The sequence below is a fragment of the Sphingomonas sp. CBMAI 2297 genome (genome assembly GCF_029870595.1).
In the GTDB taxonomy this organism is placed as follows: Bacteria; Pseudomonadota; Alphaproteobacteria; order Sphingomonadales; family Sphingomonadaceae; genus Sphingomonas.
The window spans coordinates 53,259-71,036 of record NZ_JAPDIR010000013.1 but is presented as its reverse complement, the minus strand read 5'-3'; the positions used below and the strand labels follow the sequence as shown (position 1 = coordinate 71,036).

Genomic DNA, 17,778 nt, shown 5'->3' with positions numbered 1-17,778 from the left:
CTATTTCTCCAGCGTGAAGGCGACCCGGTAGAGCCCGGGATGCGCCTCGCCATGGCGCCTGTTGCCGTCGATCAGCCCCTTTGCGTTCAGATGCTCGAACACCCGGCGCGCGGCATCGGCATCGGCGCTTTGCGCATAATTGACCACGCGGGTGCCATCGAGGCTGCGGTGCAGGCTGGCGGAGAGCCAGCCCTCGACTTCGCGCGCGGCGCGCGCGGCCTCGGCGAGATAGGCGATCATCGCCTCCTGCCCGCCCTCGGGCACGGTGAAGACGTTGATCTGGGTGACGATATCGCGATTGGCAGTGATGATCGGCATGGACCTGCTCCTTCCGGGGCACGGCCAGCGGGGATCGGTTCGGGCAGGATCGCGCGCGCCAAGCCCCGGCGGCACGCGCCGGTTGCTTGTCGCGGGTTCGCCCGGGGGCGACACGGAGCCTCGCGCGCGAGGGAGCGGGCTTACCGATGCCGCTCGGGTCCTTTTCGACGGGCCGATCCTAGCAGGTCGCGGGCGCCTGGCCCAGCACCTGCTCCACCCACTCCGGCACCAGCGCCCCCGCCGGGCCCAGCCGGCTCTCGCCGAACCAATGGCTGCCCGCGCTGGGATCGAGGTTCAGCTCCAGCGTCCGCGCGCCATGATAGCGCGCCGTCTGGACGAAGCCCGCCGCCGGATAGACCGCGCCCGAGGTGCCGATCGAGACGAACAGATCGGCGTCCGCCAGCGCCCGCTCGATCGTTTCCATGTGATAGGGCATCTCGCCGAAGAACACGATGTCGGGCCGCAGCGCCGGGCTGCCGCAATCGGGGCACTCGCTCTCCGGCGGCAGCGCGCCTTCCCATTCCACGCTGTCGCCGCACGCCGCGCACAGGGCGGACTTCAGCTCGCCATGCATGTGCAGCAGCCGCCGGGCGCCGGCGCGCTCGTGCAGGTCGTCGACATTCTGGGTGACGATCAGCAGCTGCCCCGGCCATTCGGCATCGAGCCGGGCGAGCGCCCGGTGCGCGGCATTGGGCTCGACTTCGCCCAGCTTCGCCCGGCGCGCGTCATAGAAGCGGTGGACCAGCTCGGGATCATGCGCGAGCGCCTGGGGCGTGCAGACATCTTCCACCCGATGCCCCTCCCACAGCCCGCCCGGGCCGCGAAAGGTGGCGATGCCGCTCTCCGCCGAAAGGCCGGCACCGGTGAGGATGACGATGTTGTGGATGTCGTGGATCACGCCGACAACTCCTCGAATATTGCCTTCGCGGCGGCAGGATCGGGAAGCCCGGAAACCTGCCCATCGCCGACTTCATCCGCGAAATCGGGCTCGACCCTGCTGGTGTCGAGCGGGTTGGCGCAGAAAAGGACGTAGCGGGCGGACATTGGGCGCTCATCGCATCCCCACCTCTCACGCGCAACGCGGCGGCTCGCCATCCCCTTGCCGCAAATCGGGCGTTCACTCCCGCGCATGCTCGCCGCAATCCTCCTCGTCGCCCTTGCCGCGCAGGATCGCGCGCCGATCTTCCCCAGCCCGGACGAGGCGGGCGATGCCGCGATGGTGCCGAAGCGCCCCTGCCGGCCGGGCGGGGACACGATCACCGTGTGCGGCAACCGCCTCGGCCACCGCCTGCCGACGCTCGACGAGGCACGCTGGGCGGAGAAACCGCTGCGCCCCGATTTCCGCCTGCCTGGTGGCGGCAGCGGCACGGTGGCGGCAGTGCAGCGCGAATTGCCCGGTGCCAAGGGCGTCGGCCTGATGGCCACCGCGACCATCCCGCTCGGCAGGAAGCCCGGGAAGCAGGAAGACGACGCGAAATAACCCTGTCGCGCAGCCCCCCGGCTGTGCCAGAGGAGCGCCTATGACCAGCATCGGCATCTATGGCAGCCTCGGCCGGATGGGGCAGGCGATCGCGGCAGCCGCGCCCGAGATGAACGCGCAGGTCGCGGGCGGGGCGGACGTGCGGGACGACCCCTTGGCGATCGCGGCGGCGGCCGATGTGCTGATCGACTTCTCCGCCCCCCAGGCGCTCGAGGCGCATCTCGCGGCCGCCCGCGCGGCGGGCAGGCCGATCGTGATCGGCACCACCGGCCTCTCGCCCCAGCATCATGCGCTGATCGATGCCGCCGCGCGGGAGATCGCGGTGCTGCAGACCGGCAACACCTCGCTCGGCATCGGCCTGCTCCAGCGGCTGGTGCGCGAGGCGGCGGCGCGGCTCGGCGCCGACTGGGACATCGAGATCGTCGAGATGCACCACCGCCACAAGGCCGACGCCCCCTCCGGCACCGCGCTGATGCTGGGCAATGCCGCGGCGGCGGGCATGGGCACCACGCTTGCGGAAGCGGAAGTGACCGACCGCGCCGGCACGGTCGGCCCGCGCTCCTCGGGCACGATCGGACTGGCGAGCCTGCGCGGCGGCTCGGTGGTCGGCGATCACAGCGTGGTGTTCGCCACTCAGGGCGAGCGGATCGAACTGATCCACCGCGCCGACGACCGCGCGATCTTCGCCCGCGGCGCGGTGAAGGCGGCGCTGTGGCTCGCGGGCAAGCCGGCCGGCCGCTACACGATGGACCAGGTGCTGGGAGAGTGAAGAAGCAGGACGTCTTCGAGTTCTTCTCCAGGCTCGCGGCAGACAATCCCCATCCCGAGACCGAACTGGAATATGTCAACGACTATACGCTGCTGGTAGCGGTGGTGCTTTCGGCCCAGGCCACCGATGCCGGCGTGAACAAGGCGACGCGCGCGCTGTTCCGCGAAGTCGATACGCCGGAGAAGATGGTCGCGCTGGGCGAAGCGGAGCTGAAGCGGCACATCAAGACGATCGGGCTGTTCAACACCAAGGCGAAGAACGTGATCGCGCTTTCCGAAGCGCTGATCCGCGACCATGGCGGCCAGGTTCCCGCCGATCGCGACGCGCTCGAGCAGCTGCCGGGCGTCGGGCGCAAGACCGCCAACGTCGTGATGAACACGGCGTTCGGCGCGGAAACCTTCGCGGTCGACACGCATATCTTCCGCGTCGGTAACCGGACCGGGCTGGCACCGGGCAAGACGCCGCTGGCGGTGGAGAAGAAGCTGGAGAAAGCGGTGCCGCAGCCTTTCCGGCTGCACGCGCATCACTGGCTCATCCTGCATGGCCGCTACACCTGCAAGGCCCGCACGCCGGAATGCTGGCGCTGCGCCGTCGCCGACCTGTGCCCCTACCGGCCCAAGACTCCCGCGCCGAAACGAGCCGGGGCAACCGCAGGGCAGTGATCCCCCCGGCATGCCAAGGCTTTACCAGGCCCGCCGAAACCCGTAGCTGAGTGCGAGGGGGCGAGGCGGGCCCACCGGTTCGGATACGGCCGGAGGCGCTGCTTTTCCGGCTTGCGCCATCGTCGCTGGATCCGGGTTTGGGGGGAACGCGTGGATCGTAGGCAGATCTTCCTGATAACCTTGGGCCTCTGGCTCGGGACGATGGCGGCGTTCGCCTCGATCGGCGCGGCCTCGGCGAGCGGCCTGCCGCATCTCTGGTACCTGTGCTACGTCGCCGGGGTACCGGTCAGCGGCGTCCTGCTTTCGCTGGTCCTGCAGGCGGGGATAAGACAGCTGGAGACGCGGTCGCTGACCGGCCGCTGGATCCGGCTGGTCCCGCTGCTCCTCGTCATCGTCGTCATCCAGGCCGCCATCGACCAATGGTTCTACGAACTGATGCGGGAGGTCTTTGGCCGCAAGCCGACCGGGGAGTTCCTGCGGGCCCTGGCGCTCAACGTCGCCGTCTATGTCTGGATATTCATCATCCAGGCGCTGATCTTCGAGCTGATCGCCGCGATGAACCGGGCAGCGCGCAACGCCCGCACCGCCGAGGAAGCCCGCGAGGCCGCGCGCGCGGCCCAGATCGAGGCGCTGCGCAACGAGCTCAACCCGCACATGCTGTTCAACACCTTCAACGGCCTGTCCTCGCTGGTGCTCTCCGGGCGCAACGCGGAAGCGGAAATGCTGCTGGAGCGCCTTTCGGCCTATATGCGGGCCTGCCTGGACGGCGCGGATGCCGCCCTGGTCCCACTCGCGGAGGAAATCGAGCTCGTCGAAGCCTATCTGGCCATCGAATCGGTGCGCTTCGCCAGCACGCCGGACGTGCGCATCGATTGCCCAGACGACCTGGCGGAGGCGGCGGTGCCGCGGCTCATCCTCCAGCCCCTGGTCGAGAATGCGCTGAAATATGCGGTGCACCCGTCCCGCGGCGCCGCTTCGGTGACCGTGCGCGCGGCGCGCGATTCCGGGCGGCTGCTACTGACGGTGGCGGATACGGGGATGGGGGCCGGCGCAGCCGGCGCGGTCCCTCCCGGCACGGGGCGCGGCCTCTCCATCGTGAGCCGGCGCCTGGAGACGCTGTTCGGCGCCGATGCGTCGGTGAAGGCGGGCCGCGACGAGGGCGGCTTCCGCGTCGAGATGCTGCTGCCGCTGAGCGGCGCGGCGCTCGGGCCCGCCATCCGCCTGCGCTAGCATCGGAGCGATGCCCGGTCACGCTTTCGGGATTGAGGCCCGCGCCATCCTGCTGTAGAGGCCCTGTCTCCGGCGTTTCGCCGGCACGCACCCGTAGCTCAGCTGGATAGAGCGCTGCCCTCCGAAGGCAGAGGCCACAGGTTCGAATCCTGTCGGGTGCGCCATTATTTGATTTAGAACCTCGCATAAGCTCGGGCGCGCGTTCGCGCTTGCGAACCCTGTCGGGTTCAATGTCGCTCCCTTCGGGTGCGCCATTCTTTCCGCCACCGCTCAATAGGAGCATTTAGCCTTATTGATCGTGGAATATACGAACCTGTCCCTCACCTTATTTGAATCGACAACATATATTACGGATACGTCATCCACTCCATCTATTCGGAAGAAGAGAAAGAATATCCCTTTCCCATCATCCCTATGTGCCGACCTGTACGGCATCAATGGATAGATGTAGTTGTTATATGGTTGCGCGTAATAGTCTCGATAGGATTCGAGAATCGCCTCACGATCCACCTCGACATTTCGGAGGCTCTGGCCGCCGCCATCGATGCAATCCGTCCTCCAGACTCGGGCATGATCCTGGATATGCCGGGCGCTTGCCGTCGTGCTTGCCGTCATCGCCAGCATAATGCCCAGTATCGCCAGGCTAGAAATGCTGAACCTGATCCGGGGGAACGTACCAGGGGCGGCGAAGCTCGCGAACCGTCGGGCTTTCGCGGTAGATATTCTCTGTCTTGGTCGCATTCTGCTCTTCAACCGAATTGCCATCCTTGTCGACCTCTATACTTCTGGTGCCGCTATCCTTGGCCCAGGCATGGTACAGAATCTCGTGCGCGGCCACCGCGCCCGGAGAGAAGGGAAAGTCCTTCAGCCCGCCGCCAATGTCCATCGTGGTATTTTCGGTAGTTATATAGTTCAGGCTGCCCGATCCCTTGCCGTTCCTGGAATCGGTTGCCTTGGACAAGTCGAACTTGTTGATGTCGTTCGGCATGGAGCTCGAGGGTCTGGAGCCGGGGAAATCCTCGACGGCCCGTATGACATGGACATTCCGTGAGTCCTGAAGCTGCTTGTATCGTTGCGCCAGGATCGGATCCGCGCTCGCGGCCTTTTCGAGGATCCCCTTGAGTTCCGCCTGGCGGGCAGCGCTGCCCTCATAGACGATTTGCCACATGCCGGTGGGATCGGTCATGTTGACCGGATCGCTCGAAGCATAGGCATAGAGATTCATCTGGTCCTTGTACCCGACCGGATCCGTCTGCATGAACCGCCCCAGCATGGGCGAGTAGATGCGGGCCTTGTAATAATACATCCCGATCTCCGGGAGCCAGGCTTGGCCGGTATATTGGAAGCGGCTCGCATAATTTCCGCCCGGAATGCCATATTCGTCATAGGAATAGGCGGCGATGCCATTGCCGCCCGCATCGGCGACGGACACGACCGAACCCCGGTAATCGGCCTGCAGGCTCGCACGATCGCCAAGGGCGGCGCCATTATACCATAGCAGAGGATCATCGTTGCCGGCGCCGTGAACATAGCGGGCAAGCACGCTGCCCCAGCTGGCATATTCCAGCGTCAGCCGGTCGCCGTCATAGAGGAACTGGACCGCGCCATTGCCCTGCTTGTAAGTCTGGTACAGGCGCCCGGCCGGATCATAGGTGAGCGTCACGTTGGCCGACGTCACCACCAGGCGGTTCTCCGCGTCATAGGTGTAGCTGTTGACGCCGTCCCACGTCAGATTGCCGTTGGAATCATAGCCATATGCATTGCCGCCGACGCTCGAATATTGGTTGAGGCCGTTGGGCGCATAGGCGCGATTGGCGTTGGTATAGCCGAAGTCGTACAAAGCGTTCGAGCGCGTCCGGCTGGTGATCTGCCCCGGCGCATTGCGGCCCAGGGTCGTCGTCAGGTCATAGCCGCTCCCGGCCAGATCGTCGCTGAGACTGTTCAACCGCGAGATCGCGTCATAACCATAGGTCGAGGTCACGCCGCCGCGCACTTCGCTCCCGCGGCGCCCCTGGATGTCCCAGTTCATCGTCACGACAGCGCCCGAGCCGTTCTCGAGAATCGAGACCAGCCGGTCGGCACCGTTATAGGCATAGACGAAGTATCTGCCGTCCGGATGGGTGATCCGCGTGCGGTTGCCGTCGCCGTCGTACAGGAAGCTCATGGTGCGGCTGACGCCACTCATCGACGTGGTCGTCGAGCTGATCCGCCCGAAGCCGTCATAGCTGTTGAGCACCGCATCGGCGCCGGAGGCGCTGTCGAAGCGCGCAGCGGTCTGCAGGCCGCGCAAGTCGTAGCTGAAATAGACGTCGCGCGTCATCGCGGCGGGGACGTTGGTGCAGGCATAGCCCGATACGCAGGCGTCCGGCACGATCTTCGACGTCATCCGGTTCAATGCATCATAAACATAGGTGAAGGCGCGACCGTCGCGCTTGCGCATCATGGTGCGGTTGCCATTGGCGTCGTAGCCATAGGCTTCGTAATCATAGCTGTTGACCGCGCCCGCGCTGGTCAGGGCGCTGGCCGGCGTTGCCGGGTTGAAGCCGATGGGCACGCTTGCCGCGGGGAATTGCCACTGCGCCTGACGATCGAAGCCGTCATAGGTCAGCCGTGCCCTGTTGCCATTGGCATCGACGACATATTCCTGCTTGCCGTTCGGCGTGTAGCCATAGGTGGCATAAGCTTGGTCGAGGCTCGTCCCCACGCCCTTGCGCACCTGCACCAGCTGCCCGGCCGCATCATAGAGGTTGCGCGCGATCCGATCGGGCCCGTCGCTGCCCTGGGTTCCCTGGACGCACGCGCCGGGCAGGCTGCCGAACGCCGCGGGATTCATCCGGACCGCGGTACATTCCAGCCGGCTTTCCGCGTCATAGCTGAACTGGGTGAGCGCAAGGACATTCCCGGCCGCGTCGGCCCTCTTCTCCCAGATCTTGCGCCCTTCCGAATCATAGCCGGTGAGCGCTTGGCGAAAGAGCGTGAAGCCGCTCCAGCTGCTCGGGAGCACATTCTCCGATTGCCAGGCGGACAGGTCGCCGGTCTCGACCTTCACCACCTTGCCGTCCTGGTTGTAGGTCGTCCGCACCGCGGGATAGTGCGGTGAGCCGGCACCGCCCGGGTCCGGCGAGATCATGCCAACGAGCTGGCCCGCGACATCGTAGCGCAAGCCCGTGGTGAAGGCCGAGGGGCTCGATTGGGCCCAGGCGATCGCAGGCAGGAACGACAGCGGAACTGCCATGATATGAGCGAGCTTCATCGCGCTTCCCCTTTCGATCGCGGTCAGTTGCAGCTGGCGAGGCCGGCGCGCGGCTTCGTCTCGCTGATGCGGTTGCCGAAATTGTCGTAGGAATAGCAGGTGCGGGCGGGCGTGCCGGTCGCATCCTGGACGACGCCGCGCAGCCACAGGCTGTTGGCAGTGCCCGGCACGCCATATTCATATTGAGTCACCAGCTCGTCGGCGGGGCTGGCACAACCATCCTGGGTGGCGTTGATCGTCTCCTTGCAGACGATCTCGCGGCTGGGGCGCCAGATCGGCGGGCCGGCAGCCACCAGCGCGCCGGAGGCGTTCTTCACATAGGCGTAGAGCTGGACATATTCCCAGCGCTTGAGCGGGCGCACGCCGTTGACGCTCGGCCCCAGCTCAGACTTGATGCCGCCCCAGGCATAATAGCCATAGTCGGTCCGATTGCCGTTCGCGTCGACGATATAGTCGGGCTGGTTGCAGCTGCTGGCGCTCGCACAGACCGACGGGAAGGACGCGATCTGGGTCGTCGCGGCCTGCCCCGAGCCGGGCTTGGGCGTGGTGACGACCTGGGTGATGTTGCCGCGGCCGTCATAGGTGTAGGCGACCTTGTTGCCCTCGGGGAGCGTGCCTTCCTTGATCCGGCCGGCATAGTTGAAGTCCTGATCGAGGACCCAGCTGCTTTCCCGGCCGAGCTCGTCCTTGCGATAGCTCAGGCCGCCGGAATAGGTGGCGACCTCGAATATCCTGCCGTTGGGATCGGTGCGCTTCGCCCAGTTCACGCGGGTGCTGCCGACGGGCGCGTTCAGGTCCGACTTGTAGGTATAGCTCCAGGTGCCGCTCGGCGTCTGGATGGAAGTGACCTTGCCGCCATCGGCGTTGCCATACACCGTGTTCGGCCAGCCGGGGCTGCTCTGGCCATATGTGACGTTGGTCGTGCCGACGCCGGTGGCCACTTGCTCCGGCGACTTGATCTGCGCGGAGGCCCAGCCGGCATAGACATACATCTGCCGGCCGAGATTGTCGGTCAGCGTGCCGTTGAAACCCGTCATCGAGGGCCAGTTGGTCGAATGCGAACAGGCGACCGTGGAGGGCGCCGGACAATAATCGACCGCCATGTTGTAGGCGGTGACGCTGTTGCCATAGGCGCTATAGGCGATGTTGAGCGCGAAGCCGGCGTTGCTGGTCACCCGGCGCAGCATGGGTATGCCCGACGGGCTCGTGTCATAGGTGAAGATCAGCTGCTCGCCATTGGGCTTGGTGATCGACGAGACATACCAGCGATTGGGATTGGTCGCCGCGACCGAGAAGACCGCGATCGTCCCGTCATAGTCGGTGAAGACATTGCCGGAGAGCGTTTCGCCACCATGGATCTTGTACGGCAGGATATTGCCGTTGGTCGTCTTCAGGAACACCACCGTGCGCCGGCCGAGCGTGATGGTATAGGGGCTGGGGCCCATCTGGCTGATCGGGTTGCCTTGCTCCATCACCCCCGTGAAATTGGTCCGGGACGGTGATTCGAGCAGGTAGAGGTAGGTCAGGCTGAGATTCAGGTCCTTGGGCCCGATCGCGGGCCCCGGATAGTCATAGGCCAGCCTTCCCGAGCCCAGATCGACATGGTTCGAGTCGATGGCCTCGTTCATCGGCGCGGGCAGCCCGCGCGGGTCGGCCGGCTGGGCCAGGGCCATTTGCGGGACCGCCAGGGCCGCGCCACCGCATAGCAGAATTCGACGGATCACTTGCATTCTCCTCGGAGAAGAAGCCGGAAGGTTGGGGGGAACGGGCGGGAAGCCGCTAATCGGCGTTAAGCCAGATCGTCGCCTGGGGCTTGGTGAGCGTCGCCGCGCCCGAGACGACGGTGAAGTTCACATAGAATTCAAGCGATTCCGCGCCGTAGATCGACAGGCTGTTAAGCGGATAACGGATGATCGTCGAGCCCGGCGGGATGGTGATCGTGCCGCTGGCCGGCGCATAATTGCCGGCCGTGGCGGTGCCATCCTGGGTGCTGTAGCCGAGCGTCACCGCGCCGGTGCAGCCCGCGCCCGGCAGGACCTGGGACAAGCCGTTGTACGGCGCGCCATATTTCACGAGCGTGAAGCTATAGTCGGGAATGGTGATGACGCAGCTCGCGCCCGGTGTGGGCGTGGTGCTCGCGATGACCGTGACATTGGTGCGGTTGCCGGCCGCATCCAGCGTGTAGCTCGAGGTCGCGTTGCTCGAACCACGGGAAGCGATGGCCTGCACCAGCCGGCCCAGGGCGTCATATTGATAGATGGTGGTTTCCTGCGCATGCGCGGCTCCTGCCGCCGCCGTCAGGACAAGGATGCTCGAACCGATCAACCGGTGAAACCGCATACGAACCTCTCCCCCGCTCAGGGCATCCGGACGCAGCCATCAAACGTCGCCGTGACGTTTTCGCGTGGCCGGGGCCTGAATAAAATGAAGGCTGTCAGAACTGGCGAAGTCGAAGGAAGAGGCGTTTCATGTCAGTTTTATGACAAAAAGTTCATCAACGGCGGCTCTGGTGCGGGTATGCGGAGGCATACCCTGAGAGCGTTCACAACGCTTCCCTCCGGAGAGAAAAATTTGTTCCGTTTCGGTGTATTCGGCCGATTGCGCGGGTCGAGCTGGGAGCGACAAGGTTCCGGCCTGTGCGGCGGTGGCGGCTAGGCCGGGCGGATCCCCTATCCGGATGCCGGTCCGGATCGGCGCCAGGTCATCACCAACACATCGCGATAGGCGGCCCGGGCCGGATCCAGTGCCCGGATCGCGGTGACGCCGTGCCGGATGCGCCGGTCATCCAGCAGGACCGCCTCGCCCGGCTCGGACAGGACGAAACTGTCGCGGCGGCCGGTTTCGTCGAGGATCTCGGTCATGCCCGCCTCGACATTGGCGCGGGCGACCAGCATGACCAGCACCCAGTCGACGCCGTCGCGATGCATGCCTTCCGGCGTCGGCAATCCGAGCTCGGCTCCCAACGCCTCGATCCGGAACTGATGAAGCTCGCCATCCCATTCAAGATCGGCGCCGCCGCCCTCGAGCGTGGAGAAGAGCGGCGTGCAAAGCGCGAACAGGTTTCGCAGGATCGGATGGCGGACCAGGGCCTTAGTGGCGGGGGCGAACCATCGCTCCACATCGCCGTTCAGCGGGTTATAGGCGCTGCTCTGGAAATGGGGCTGGTCGGGCTTGCGGAGCGCGGCCGTGTCGCGCAGCGCGAACGCCGCGTGCCGGCGGCGGCGATAGCGCCCGCCATCGGCCATGAACCTGTCGGGCTCGAGGTCGCCCCAATAGTCGGCGAAGCTCCCGAACGCGCCGGCCTCGGTCGCGCCGGCCATTTCCCGGAAGCTGGCGGCATCGACATGCACATAGCCCGTCCCGGCCAGGGCCGAACGCAGTTGCGCAATCCGCTGGGTGAGATCGACGATATCAAGGCCCTCGACGTTCGAACCATGCCTCCTTCGCGTCAACCGCCGCCCACCGCAAGCGAGTTCGCTCCCCACCCTGCATGGAACCGGCGCCTAGCCGGGCAGCAGCTCGCTCCTGAGCCGGGCGCCCAGCGCCTCGGCACCGGGGCCGGTGATCAGGTGGAGGCGGTTGCCGGAGCCCATCGCCGCGCGCACGCCCGCACCGGCCAGCGCGGCAATGTCGACCGCACCGGGATCCGCGACGTCGATCAGCACGCGAGTTGCATTTGCGGCCACGGCACGAACCTGCGTCCCGGCGAGCGCGGCGCGGATGCCGCCGGTATCGGCCTGCGCCGCCGCCAGCATCGCAGGCGCAGGCGCAGGCGCGGGCGCCGCCGCCACGCCGCCGCCGATCGCCGCGCGCACCTCGGCGGCAACCTGGTCGGCGATCGGCCCGAGCACCACCTGCAGCCCGCCGTCGCGCAGCTTGACCACGCCCCGAGCGCCCAGCGCCTTGAGGCGCGGCTCGTCGGCGATGCCATTGTCGGCCAGCACCAGGCGAAGCCGCGTGGTGCAGGCATCGACCGAGCGGATATTTGCCGCCCCGCCCAGCGCGATTGCAATCGCCGTGCCGCGATCGGCGACGGCCGCGCCCGGATCCGCCGCCGCCTCGACCGGCTCGCGGCCGGGAATCTTGAGGTCGAATTTCCGGATGCACCAGCTGAAGGCGAAGTAATAGATGGCGGCATAGGCGATCCCGACCGGGATCAGCAGCAGCGGCCGGGTGGAAAGGCCATAGTTCAGCACATAGTCGAACAGCCCGGCCGAGAAGCCAAAGCCCAGCTTCACGCCGAGCAGGTCCATCACCACCATCGCGATGCCGGTGAGCACCGCATGGATCAGGTAGAGCACCGGCGCCAGGAAAATGAAGCTGAACTCGATCGGCTCGGTCACCCCGGTGAGCAGCGAGGTCAGCGCGAGGCTGAGCAGCAGCCCGCCGACCGCCTTGCGCCGCTCCGGCAGCGCGTTGCGATACATGGCGAGGCAGGCGGCGGGCAGGCCGAACATCATCACCGGGAAGAAGCCGGCCATGAACGACCCCGCCGTCGGATCGCCCGCGAAGAACCGCTTGATGTCGCCGGTCGCGCCGTGGAAGTCGCCCAGCAGGAACCAGGCGATGTTGTTGATGATATGGTGCAGGCCGGTGATCAGCAGCAGCCGGTTGAGCAGCCCGTAGAGAAACAGCCCGAGCGAGCCGGCGCCGAGCACCCAGCGGCTGAGCGCATCGATCCCCGCCTCGAACCAGGGAAAACCGAGCCCGAAGGCGGCGGCGAAGACCAGCCCGGCCAGGCCCGAGACGATCGGCACGAAGCGCCGGCCGCCAAAGAAGGACAGATAGTCGGGCAGCCGGATCGCGTGGAAGCGATTGTAGAGCAGCCCCGCGACGATGCCCGAGCAGATGCCCACCGGAACGCTGAGCTTGGAGATCTCCTTCGCGCGCCACGCCGCCTGTTCCAGCGCGGCGGCGCCGGCAATATCGGGCGGCAGATGGAGCAGCACCTTGGCCCCCTCGGTCGCGACCAGATAGGTGACCACGCCGGCCAGCGAAGCCGCGCCGTGATTCTCCCTGGCCAGGCCCACGGCCACGCCCGCCGCGAAGAGCAGGCCGAGATTCGAGAAGATCGCATCGCCCGCCGCCGCGATGAAGGGGACGTTCAGCATGTCCGCCTGGCCGAGCCGCAGCAGCAGCGCGGCGATCGGCAGCACCGCGATCGGCAGCATCAGCGCGCGGCCGAGCGGCTGGGCCTTGGCGAGCAGAGTCGAGGGGCTGAAGCTCATGCGGACGCTTCCATGGCTAGGGCGCGGACCTCGTCCGCGGATTGGGCATCGCAGACACGCGCGGCGAGCGCGGTGCAGGCGGCCATGTCGAACCGGGCGACCGCGGCCTTGACCGCGGGCACCTGGGCGGGCGTCGCCGAAAGCTCGGTGATGCCGAGCCCGATCAGGATCGGCGCGGCGAGCGGATCGGACGCGAGGCCGCCGCACATGCCGGCCCAGCGGCCCGCCGCAGCAGCGCCCCTGCCCACTTCGCGCACCAGGCGCAGCACCGCCGGGTGCATCGCGTCGATCCGCTGCGAGACCGCCGCGTTCCCGCGATCGGCGGCGAGCGTATATTGGGTGAGGTCGTTGGTGCCGATCGAGAGGAAATCGGCCTCGCCGGCGATCTGCCCGGCGAGCAGCGCCGCGGCGGGCGTCTCGATCATCACGCCGAGCGGCACCGCCGCCGCCACGCCGAGTTCGGCGCGAACCTCGTCCAGCAGCGCGCGGACCGGGCGATAGTCTCCCAGGTCCGCCACCATCGGCAGCATGATCCGGCATTGGGCCACCGGCACCGCGCGCAGGATGGCGCGCAGCTGGACGCGCATCAGGTCCGGCCGGGCGAGCGTCAGCCGCACGCCGCGCAGGCCGAGCGCCGGATTCTCCTCGCCGTCCATCGGCAGATAGGGCACCGGCTTGTCGCCGCCGATATCGAGGGTGCGGACGATCAGCGGGCGCTCGCCGAGCGTGGCGGCGACGGCGGAATAGGTCTCGCGCTGTTCTTCCTCGCTCGGCGCGGTCTCGCGGTCGAGGAACAGGAATTCGGTGCGCAGCAGGCCGCAGCCCTCCGCTCCCGCGCTGACCGCGGCCGCGGCATCGGCAACCGAGCCGAGATTGGCGAAGACTTCGATGCGGGTGCCATCGGCGGTATGCGCGGGCGCATGCGCCGCGGCCAGTTCGCGGGCGCGGCGCTCGCGCAGGGCCGCAAGGCGCGCGCTCGCCTCCGCCAGCGCATCGGCTTCGGGGCCGATGGCGAGCGTGCCGGCATCCGCATCGAGGATCACCGGCGTGCCGTCGGCGATCGCCAGCACCCCCTCGCCCGCCGCGACCAGCATCGGCACGCCCGCCGACGCCGCCAGGATCGCGACATGCGAAGTCGGTCCGCCCCGTGCGGTGCAGATGCCGGCGAGGCGCGTCGCGTCCAGGCCCAGAAATTGCGACGGCAACAGATCCTCGCCGAACAGGATCGCGCCCTTGGGCAGCAGGGGCGCGGCCGGCGCGGTGGCGCCCAGCAGCCGCGCGATCACCTGGCGCTCCAGATCGGTCAGGTCGGCGATGCGCTCGATCAGCAGCGGATCCCCCGTGGCGCGCAGCGCGGCGGCGGCTTCGGCCGTGGCGGCGCGCCAGGCAAAGGCGGCGCTGCGCCCCTCGCCGACATGGCGGGCGGCGATGGCGGCCAGCTCGGGATCGGCGAGCAGCGCGCGATGCGCCTCGGCAATCTCGGCGGCGGTGCCGTGCGCGCCGTCCAGGCCGGCGGCGATGGCGGCCAGCGCGCCGGACAGGGCAGCCTGCTCGGCGGCGGCTCCCGCCCCGTCGGCCGGCACGTCGAGATCGACGCCGCGCAGCTGGAAGGCCTGGCCGATGGCGAGGCCGGGCGCGGCACGGACCGGGCCGTGCGCGGCAGCCGCCGGCCGGATCACCGGGGCGTGCGCGGCCTCGTGGAAATTGGCGAGGATCAGCTCCGCCACCGCATCGACCGCGGCCTGGGCATCGCTGCCGGTCGCGACGATGCGCGCTTCGTCGTCCTTGCCCGCGCCCAGCCCGAGCAGCGCGATGGTGCTGCGCGCATTGGCGCTGCGATCGGCGACATGCAGCGCGACATCGGCGAGGAAGGGCTTGAGCGCGGCGGCGATGCGCGCGGCGGGCCGGGCGTGGATGCCATGGGCGGCGGCAATCCGCACGCTGCGCTCGGCCGTGACCTCGGAGGCCGCGCGCGCGATGGCGCCTTCCTGCGCGTTGCGCACGACGCGCCCGACCGGCGCACCGGCTTCCACCATGCGGCCCAGCGGCTCCAGCGCCAGCGCATAGCCCTGATTCGCCACCACCACCGGCGTGATCAACGCCCGGGCGGCGAGGGCGACTTCATCCAGGTCGAACGCGATCAGCGCATCGCCGGCCGCCACGCGCGCACCGGGAACGACCCTGGCCGCAAAGCCCCTGCCGTTCAGCGCGACCGTCTCCAGCCCGATATGGAGCAGCAGCTCGGCACCATTGTCGAGCCGCAGCGTCACCGCATGCGCGCTCGCCGGGATCGAGATCACTTCGCCCGTAGCGGGCGCGCGCAGCACGCCCTCGACCGGATCTACCGCGAAGCCGTCGCCCATCATCCGTTCGGCGAAGACCGCGTCGGGCACTTCGTCGAGCGGGGCGAGCCAGCCGGCAAAGGGAGAAACCAGCGTGACCGCGTCGCTCACTGCACCAGCTCCACCGATTCCAGCGCCCACATCGGGTTGAGACCCCGCGCGGTCGTGCGGATGCACAGGGCCTGGTTCCCGGCGCGCACCGGGAAGGGCGCGACCAGCCGGGTCAGCCCGGGATTGCCGGCCGCGGCGGCGAGCGGCAGCGTCGCGAGCAGCGGGCCTTCGCAGGTGCCGGCGCGGACCTCGAACTCGCCTTCGGGCGTCGCCGAGGGCGGGATCTTCACATGCGCGAGATCGGCGCCGAGCTGGAAGTTGAACGGAATCTGCCCGACGGTGAGCGCGATCGCCTTCGCCCCGCCCACCGGCGCGGCTTCCCATTGCCAGCAGGGCGCGAAGATGTCGGTGAGGAACACCGCGCGCTTGCCGGCGGCGGGATAATCATCCTCCAGCGCGAGCACGACCTTGCGCGAGCAGGTCTTCAGGTCCTCGTCATTGCGGAACCGCACGCTGCGCGCATCGAGCGGCTGGTCGAGGGCCCCGCCCACCGGAGCGGCGCCATGGAAGCTCGCGGCACGCAGCCGGGTCGGCAGCGGCAGCGCGAGCGGGCCGGCATAGAGCGGCGCGCGCGCGGTGACCGGCGTGCCGTCGGTCGTGTAGCGGATCGGCAGGCCCGACTGGTTCGCGAGCGTGACCGACACGGTCTTCTCGCCCGCCTTGTAGTCGAGCGCCGGGCGCACCGCGAAGGCGCTGGTGGCCGGCGTCATGCCCAGCGGCTTCATCCGGTCCATCTGCGGCACCAGCCGGTCGACGAAATCGGCATAGTCGCGCCCATCCGCCTTCGACCAGCCGATCTCGGCCACGGCGCTGGCGCGCGGGAAGATCTGCCAGGTGGCGCGCGCTTCGGTGCGGACATGCTCGGTCCACAGATTCGCCTGCAGGCCCAGGATATGATGCTGCTGCTCGGCCGGAATCTCCCTGGGCGCCGGATCGAAGGCATAGACGGTCCTGAGGTCCATCACGTCGCCGCGGCCCGGCGGCTCGTCGGGGCCCTGGCCCTGGCGATGATTGATGTAGAGCGTCGGCGACGGGCTCAGCACCGCGTCGTGCCCGGCCTTGGCCGCGGTGATCGCGCCCTCGATGCCCCGCCACGAGGTGATCGTCGCATCGGCGGGCACATCGCCCTCGAGAATCTCGTCCCAGCCGATCAGCTTGCGGTGATGCGCCTGGAGGAAGCCGGCGATGCGGTGGACGAACCAGGCCTGGAGCGCGGTCTCGTCCTTGATGCCCAGCGCCTTGATCTTCGCCTGGATGGCCGGCGAGCCCTTCCACTGGTCCTTCACCGCCTCGTCGCCGCCGACATGGATATATTGCGACGGGAACAGTTCCATCACTTCGGTCAGCACGTCCTCGAGGAACGCGAAGGTCTTGTCGTCGACATTGTAGAGCCAGGGGAAGACGCCCCAGTCGCTCTCGGTGCCGGGCGGGATCGGCACGCCCATGCCCAGCTCGGGATAGGCGCGGATCGCGGCGAGCGCATGGCCCGGCATCTCGATCTCGGGCACGATGGTGATGCCCCGCTTCGCGGCATAGGCGACGATCGCCCGGATCTCGGCCTGGGTGTAGAAGCCGCCGGTCCTGGGCAGCGGCGGCGCACCCGGCGCGGTGGCCGGGTAGCGCCAGCCCGAGATGCTGGTGAGCTTCGGATATTTGCGGATCTCGACGCGCCAGCCCTGGTCATCGACCAGGTGCCAGTGAAGCGTGTTGAGCTTGTTGACCGCCATCCAGTCGATCAGCTGGCGGACATAGGCGGGCGACTGGAAATGGCGGGCGCTGTCGAGCATCAGCCCACGCCAGGCGAAGCGCGGCGCGTCGTGGATGCCGAGGCCGGCGACGGTGACCGGCCCCTTGCCGCCGTCCTGGGTCAGCACCTGCCAAAGCGTGACCGCGCCGTAGAGCAGGCCGGCATCGTCGCCGGCGGTGATGGTGGCGCCGTTCGCGCCGATCTCGAGCCGGTAGCTCTCCGCCTTGCCGGTGGCGGCGCGCACGAAGCGGATCGCGGGACGCTGCGACACGGCGGCGGGGCGCAGCGCCAGGCCGCGCGAGAGACGCAGCAGCTCGGCCAGCCGGTCGGCGGCGGCGCGCGCGCCGGCATCGTCCGCCGGCACGACGATCGCGGTCGATGCGGCGAGCGCGAAACGGCCCGGGGCGGGCGCCATCTCGGCGGGCACCGGCAAAAGGCGCGGCAGTTGCTGGGCAGCGGCGGGCGTAGCGGCGCAGAGCGCAGCGGCGAGAGCAAGGGCGAGGCGGCAGGAAATCACGCGGACGGCTCCCGGCTTGGATCGAGCGAGCTTAGGCGGTTTCGCCCCGCGCTCAATCGCGGCGTGCCCGGTGGGCAGGCGCCGCGGATAGAAAAAGGGGGCGGATAAGAAAAAGGGGCGG

General features: G+C 68.1%; 14 protein-coding genes and 1 tRNA gene. 5 read left to right on the top strand and 10 right to left on the bottom strand.

Going from position 1 to position 17,778, the window contains the following annotated elements; translation table 11 throughout:
• The 3 genes from OMP43_RS17215 to OMP43_RS17205 form a co-directional block, all read right to left on the bottom strand.
• Entirely contained in the window at window positions 1-318 is a 318-nt protein-coding gene (locus tag OMP43_RS17215) for an antibiotic biosynthesis monooxygenase (RefSeq protein ID WP_280280756.1), read from the bottom strand.
• Between the two features lie 178 nt (window positions 319-496).
• Window positions 497-1,213: an NAD-dependent deacylase gene (locus tag OMP43_RS17210; protein WP_280280825.1), complete on the bottom strand. Its 717-nt coding sequence runs from the start codon at window positions 1,211-1,213 to the stop codon at window positions 497-499.
• Window positions 1,213-1,362 (bottom strand): hypothetical protein, encoded by a 150-nt coding sequence (locus OMP43_RS17205; RefSeq protein ID WP_280280755.1) that lies wholly within the window; start codon window positions 1,360-1,362, stop codon window positions 1,213-1,215. The genes OMP43_RS17210 and OMP43_RS17205 overlap by 1 nt, the downstream gene beginning before the upstream one ends.
• An 85-nt stretch (window positions 1,363-1,447) precedes the next feature.
• Between OMP43_RS17205 and OMP43_RS17200 the strand changes: the two genes are divergently transcribed.
• From OMP43_RS17200 to OMP43_RS17180, 5 genes are all read left to right on the top strand, one after another.
• Window positions 1,448-1,798 carry a hypothetical protein gene (locus tag OMP43_RS17200; protein ID WP_280280754.1) on the top strand — a complete coding sequence of 117 codons (351 nt, stop codon included), beginning with the start codon at window positions 1,448-1,450 and terminating at the stop codon, window positions 1,796-1,798.
• A 40-nt stretch (window positions 1,799-1,838) separates the two neighbouring features.
• Window positions 1,839-2,567, top strand: coding sequence for a 4-hydroxy-tetrahydrodipicolinate reductase (dapB, locus tag OMP43_RS17195; protein WP_280280753.1), 729 nt, complete (start codon window positions 1,839-1,841; stop codon window positions 2,565-2,567).
• Entirely contained in the window at window positions 2,564-3,229 is a 666-nt protein-coding gene (gene nth / locus OMP43_RS17190) for an endonuclease III (RefSeq protein WP_280280752.1), read from the top strand. Before dapB ends, nth begins: the two co-directional genes overlap by 4 nt.
• A 150-nt stretch (window positions 3,230-3,379) precedes the next feature.
• Window positions 3,380-4,459: a histidine kinase gene (locus tag OMP43_RS17185; protein ID WP_280280751.1), complete on the top strand. Its 1,080-nt coding sequence runs from the start codon at window positions 3,380-3,382 to the stop codon at window positions 4,457-4,459.
• Window positions 4,460-4,546: 87 nt separating this feature from the next.
• Window positions 4,547-4,623 (top strand) — tRNA-Arg (locus OMP43_RS17180).
• A gap of 479 nt (window positions 4,624-5,102) precedes the next feature.
• Here OMP43_RS17180 and OMP43_RS17175 read toward each other — a convergent pair.
• The 7 genes from OMP43_RS17175 to OMP43_RS17145 form a co-directional block, all read right to left on the bottom strand.
• Entirely contained in the window at window positions 5,103-7,712 is a 2,610-nt protein-coding gene (locus OMP43_RS17175; RefSeq protein WP_280280750.1) for an RHS repeat-associated core domain-containing protein, read from the bottom strand.
• Window positions 7,713-7,735: 23 nt separating this feature from the next.
• Entirely contained in the window at window positions 7,736-9,436 is a 1,701-nt protein-coding gene (locus OMP43_RS17170) for an RHS repeat protein (RefSeq protein ID WP_280280749.1), read from the bottom strand.
• A 55-nt stretch (window positions 9,437-9,491) separates the two neighbouring features.
• A complete protein-coding gene (locus OMP43_RS17165) occupies window positions 9,492-10,052 on the bottom strand; it encodes a hypothetical protein (protein ID WP_280280748.1) in 561 nt (186 codons plus the stop codon).
• A 329-nt stretch (window positions 10,053-10,381) separates the two neighbouring features.
• Window positions 10,382-11,164 (bottom strand): 2OG-Fe dioxygenase family protein, encoded by a 783-nt coding sequence (locus tag OMP43_RS17160; protein WP_280280747.1) that lies wholly within the window; start codon window positions 11,162-11,164, stop codon window positions 10,382-10,384.
• Window positions 11,165-11,215: 51 nt separating this feature from the next.
• Window positions 11,216-12,940, bottom strand: coding sequence for an N-acetylglucosamine-specific PTS transporter subunit IIBC (nagE, locus tag OMP43_RS17155; protein WP_280280746.1), 1,725 nt, complete (start codon window positions 12,938-12,940; stop codon window positions 11,216-11,218).
• A complete protein-coding gene (gene ptsP / locus OMP43_RS17150; RefSeq protein ID WP_280280745.1) occupies window positions 12,937-15,393 on the bottom strand; it encodes a phosphoenolpyruvate--protein phosphotransferase in 2,457 nt (818 codons plus the stop codon). Before ptsP ends, nagE begins: the two co-directional genes overlap by 4 nt.
• Complete coding sequence (locus OMP43_RS17145; protein ID WP_280280744.1) at window positions 15,390-17,657, bottom strand: family 20 glycosylhydrolase; 2,268 nt, start codon at window positions 17,655-17,657, stop codon at window positions 15,390-15,392. The genes ptsP and OMP43_RS17145 overlap by 4 nt, the downstream gene beginning before the upstream one ends.
• Between the last annotated feature and the right edge of the window lie 121 nt (window positions 17,658-17,778).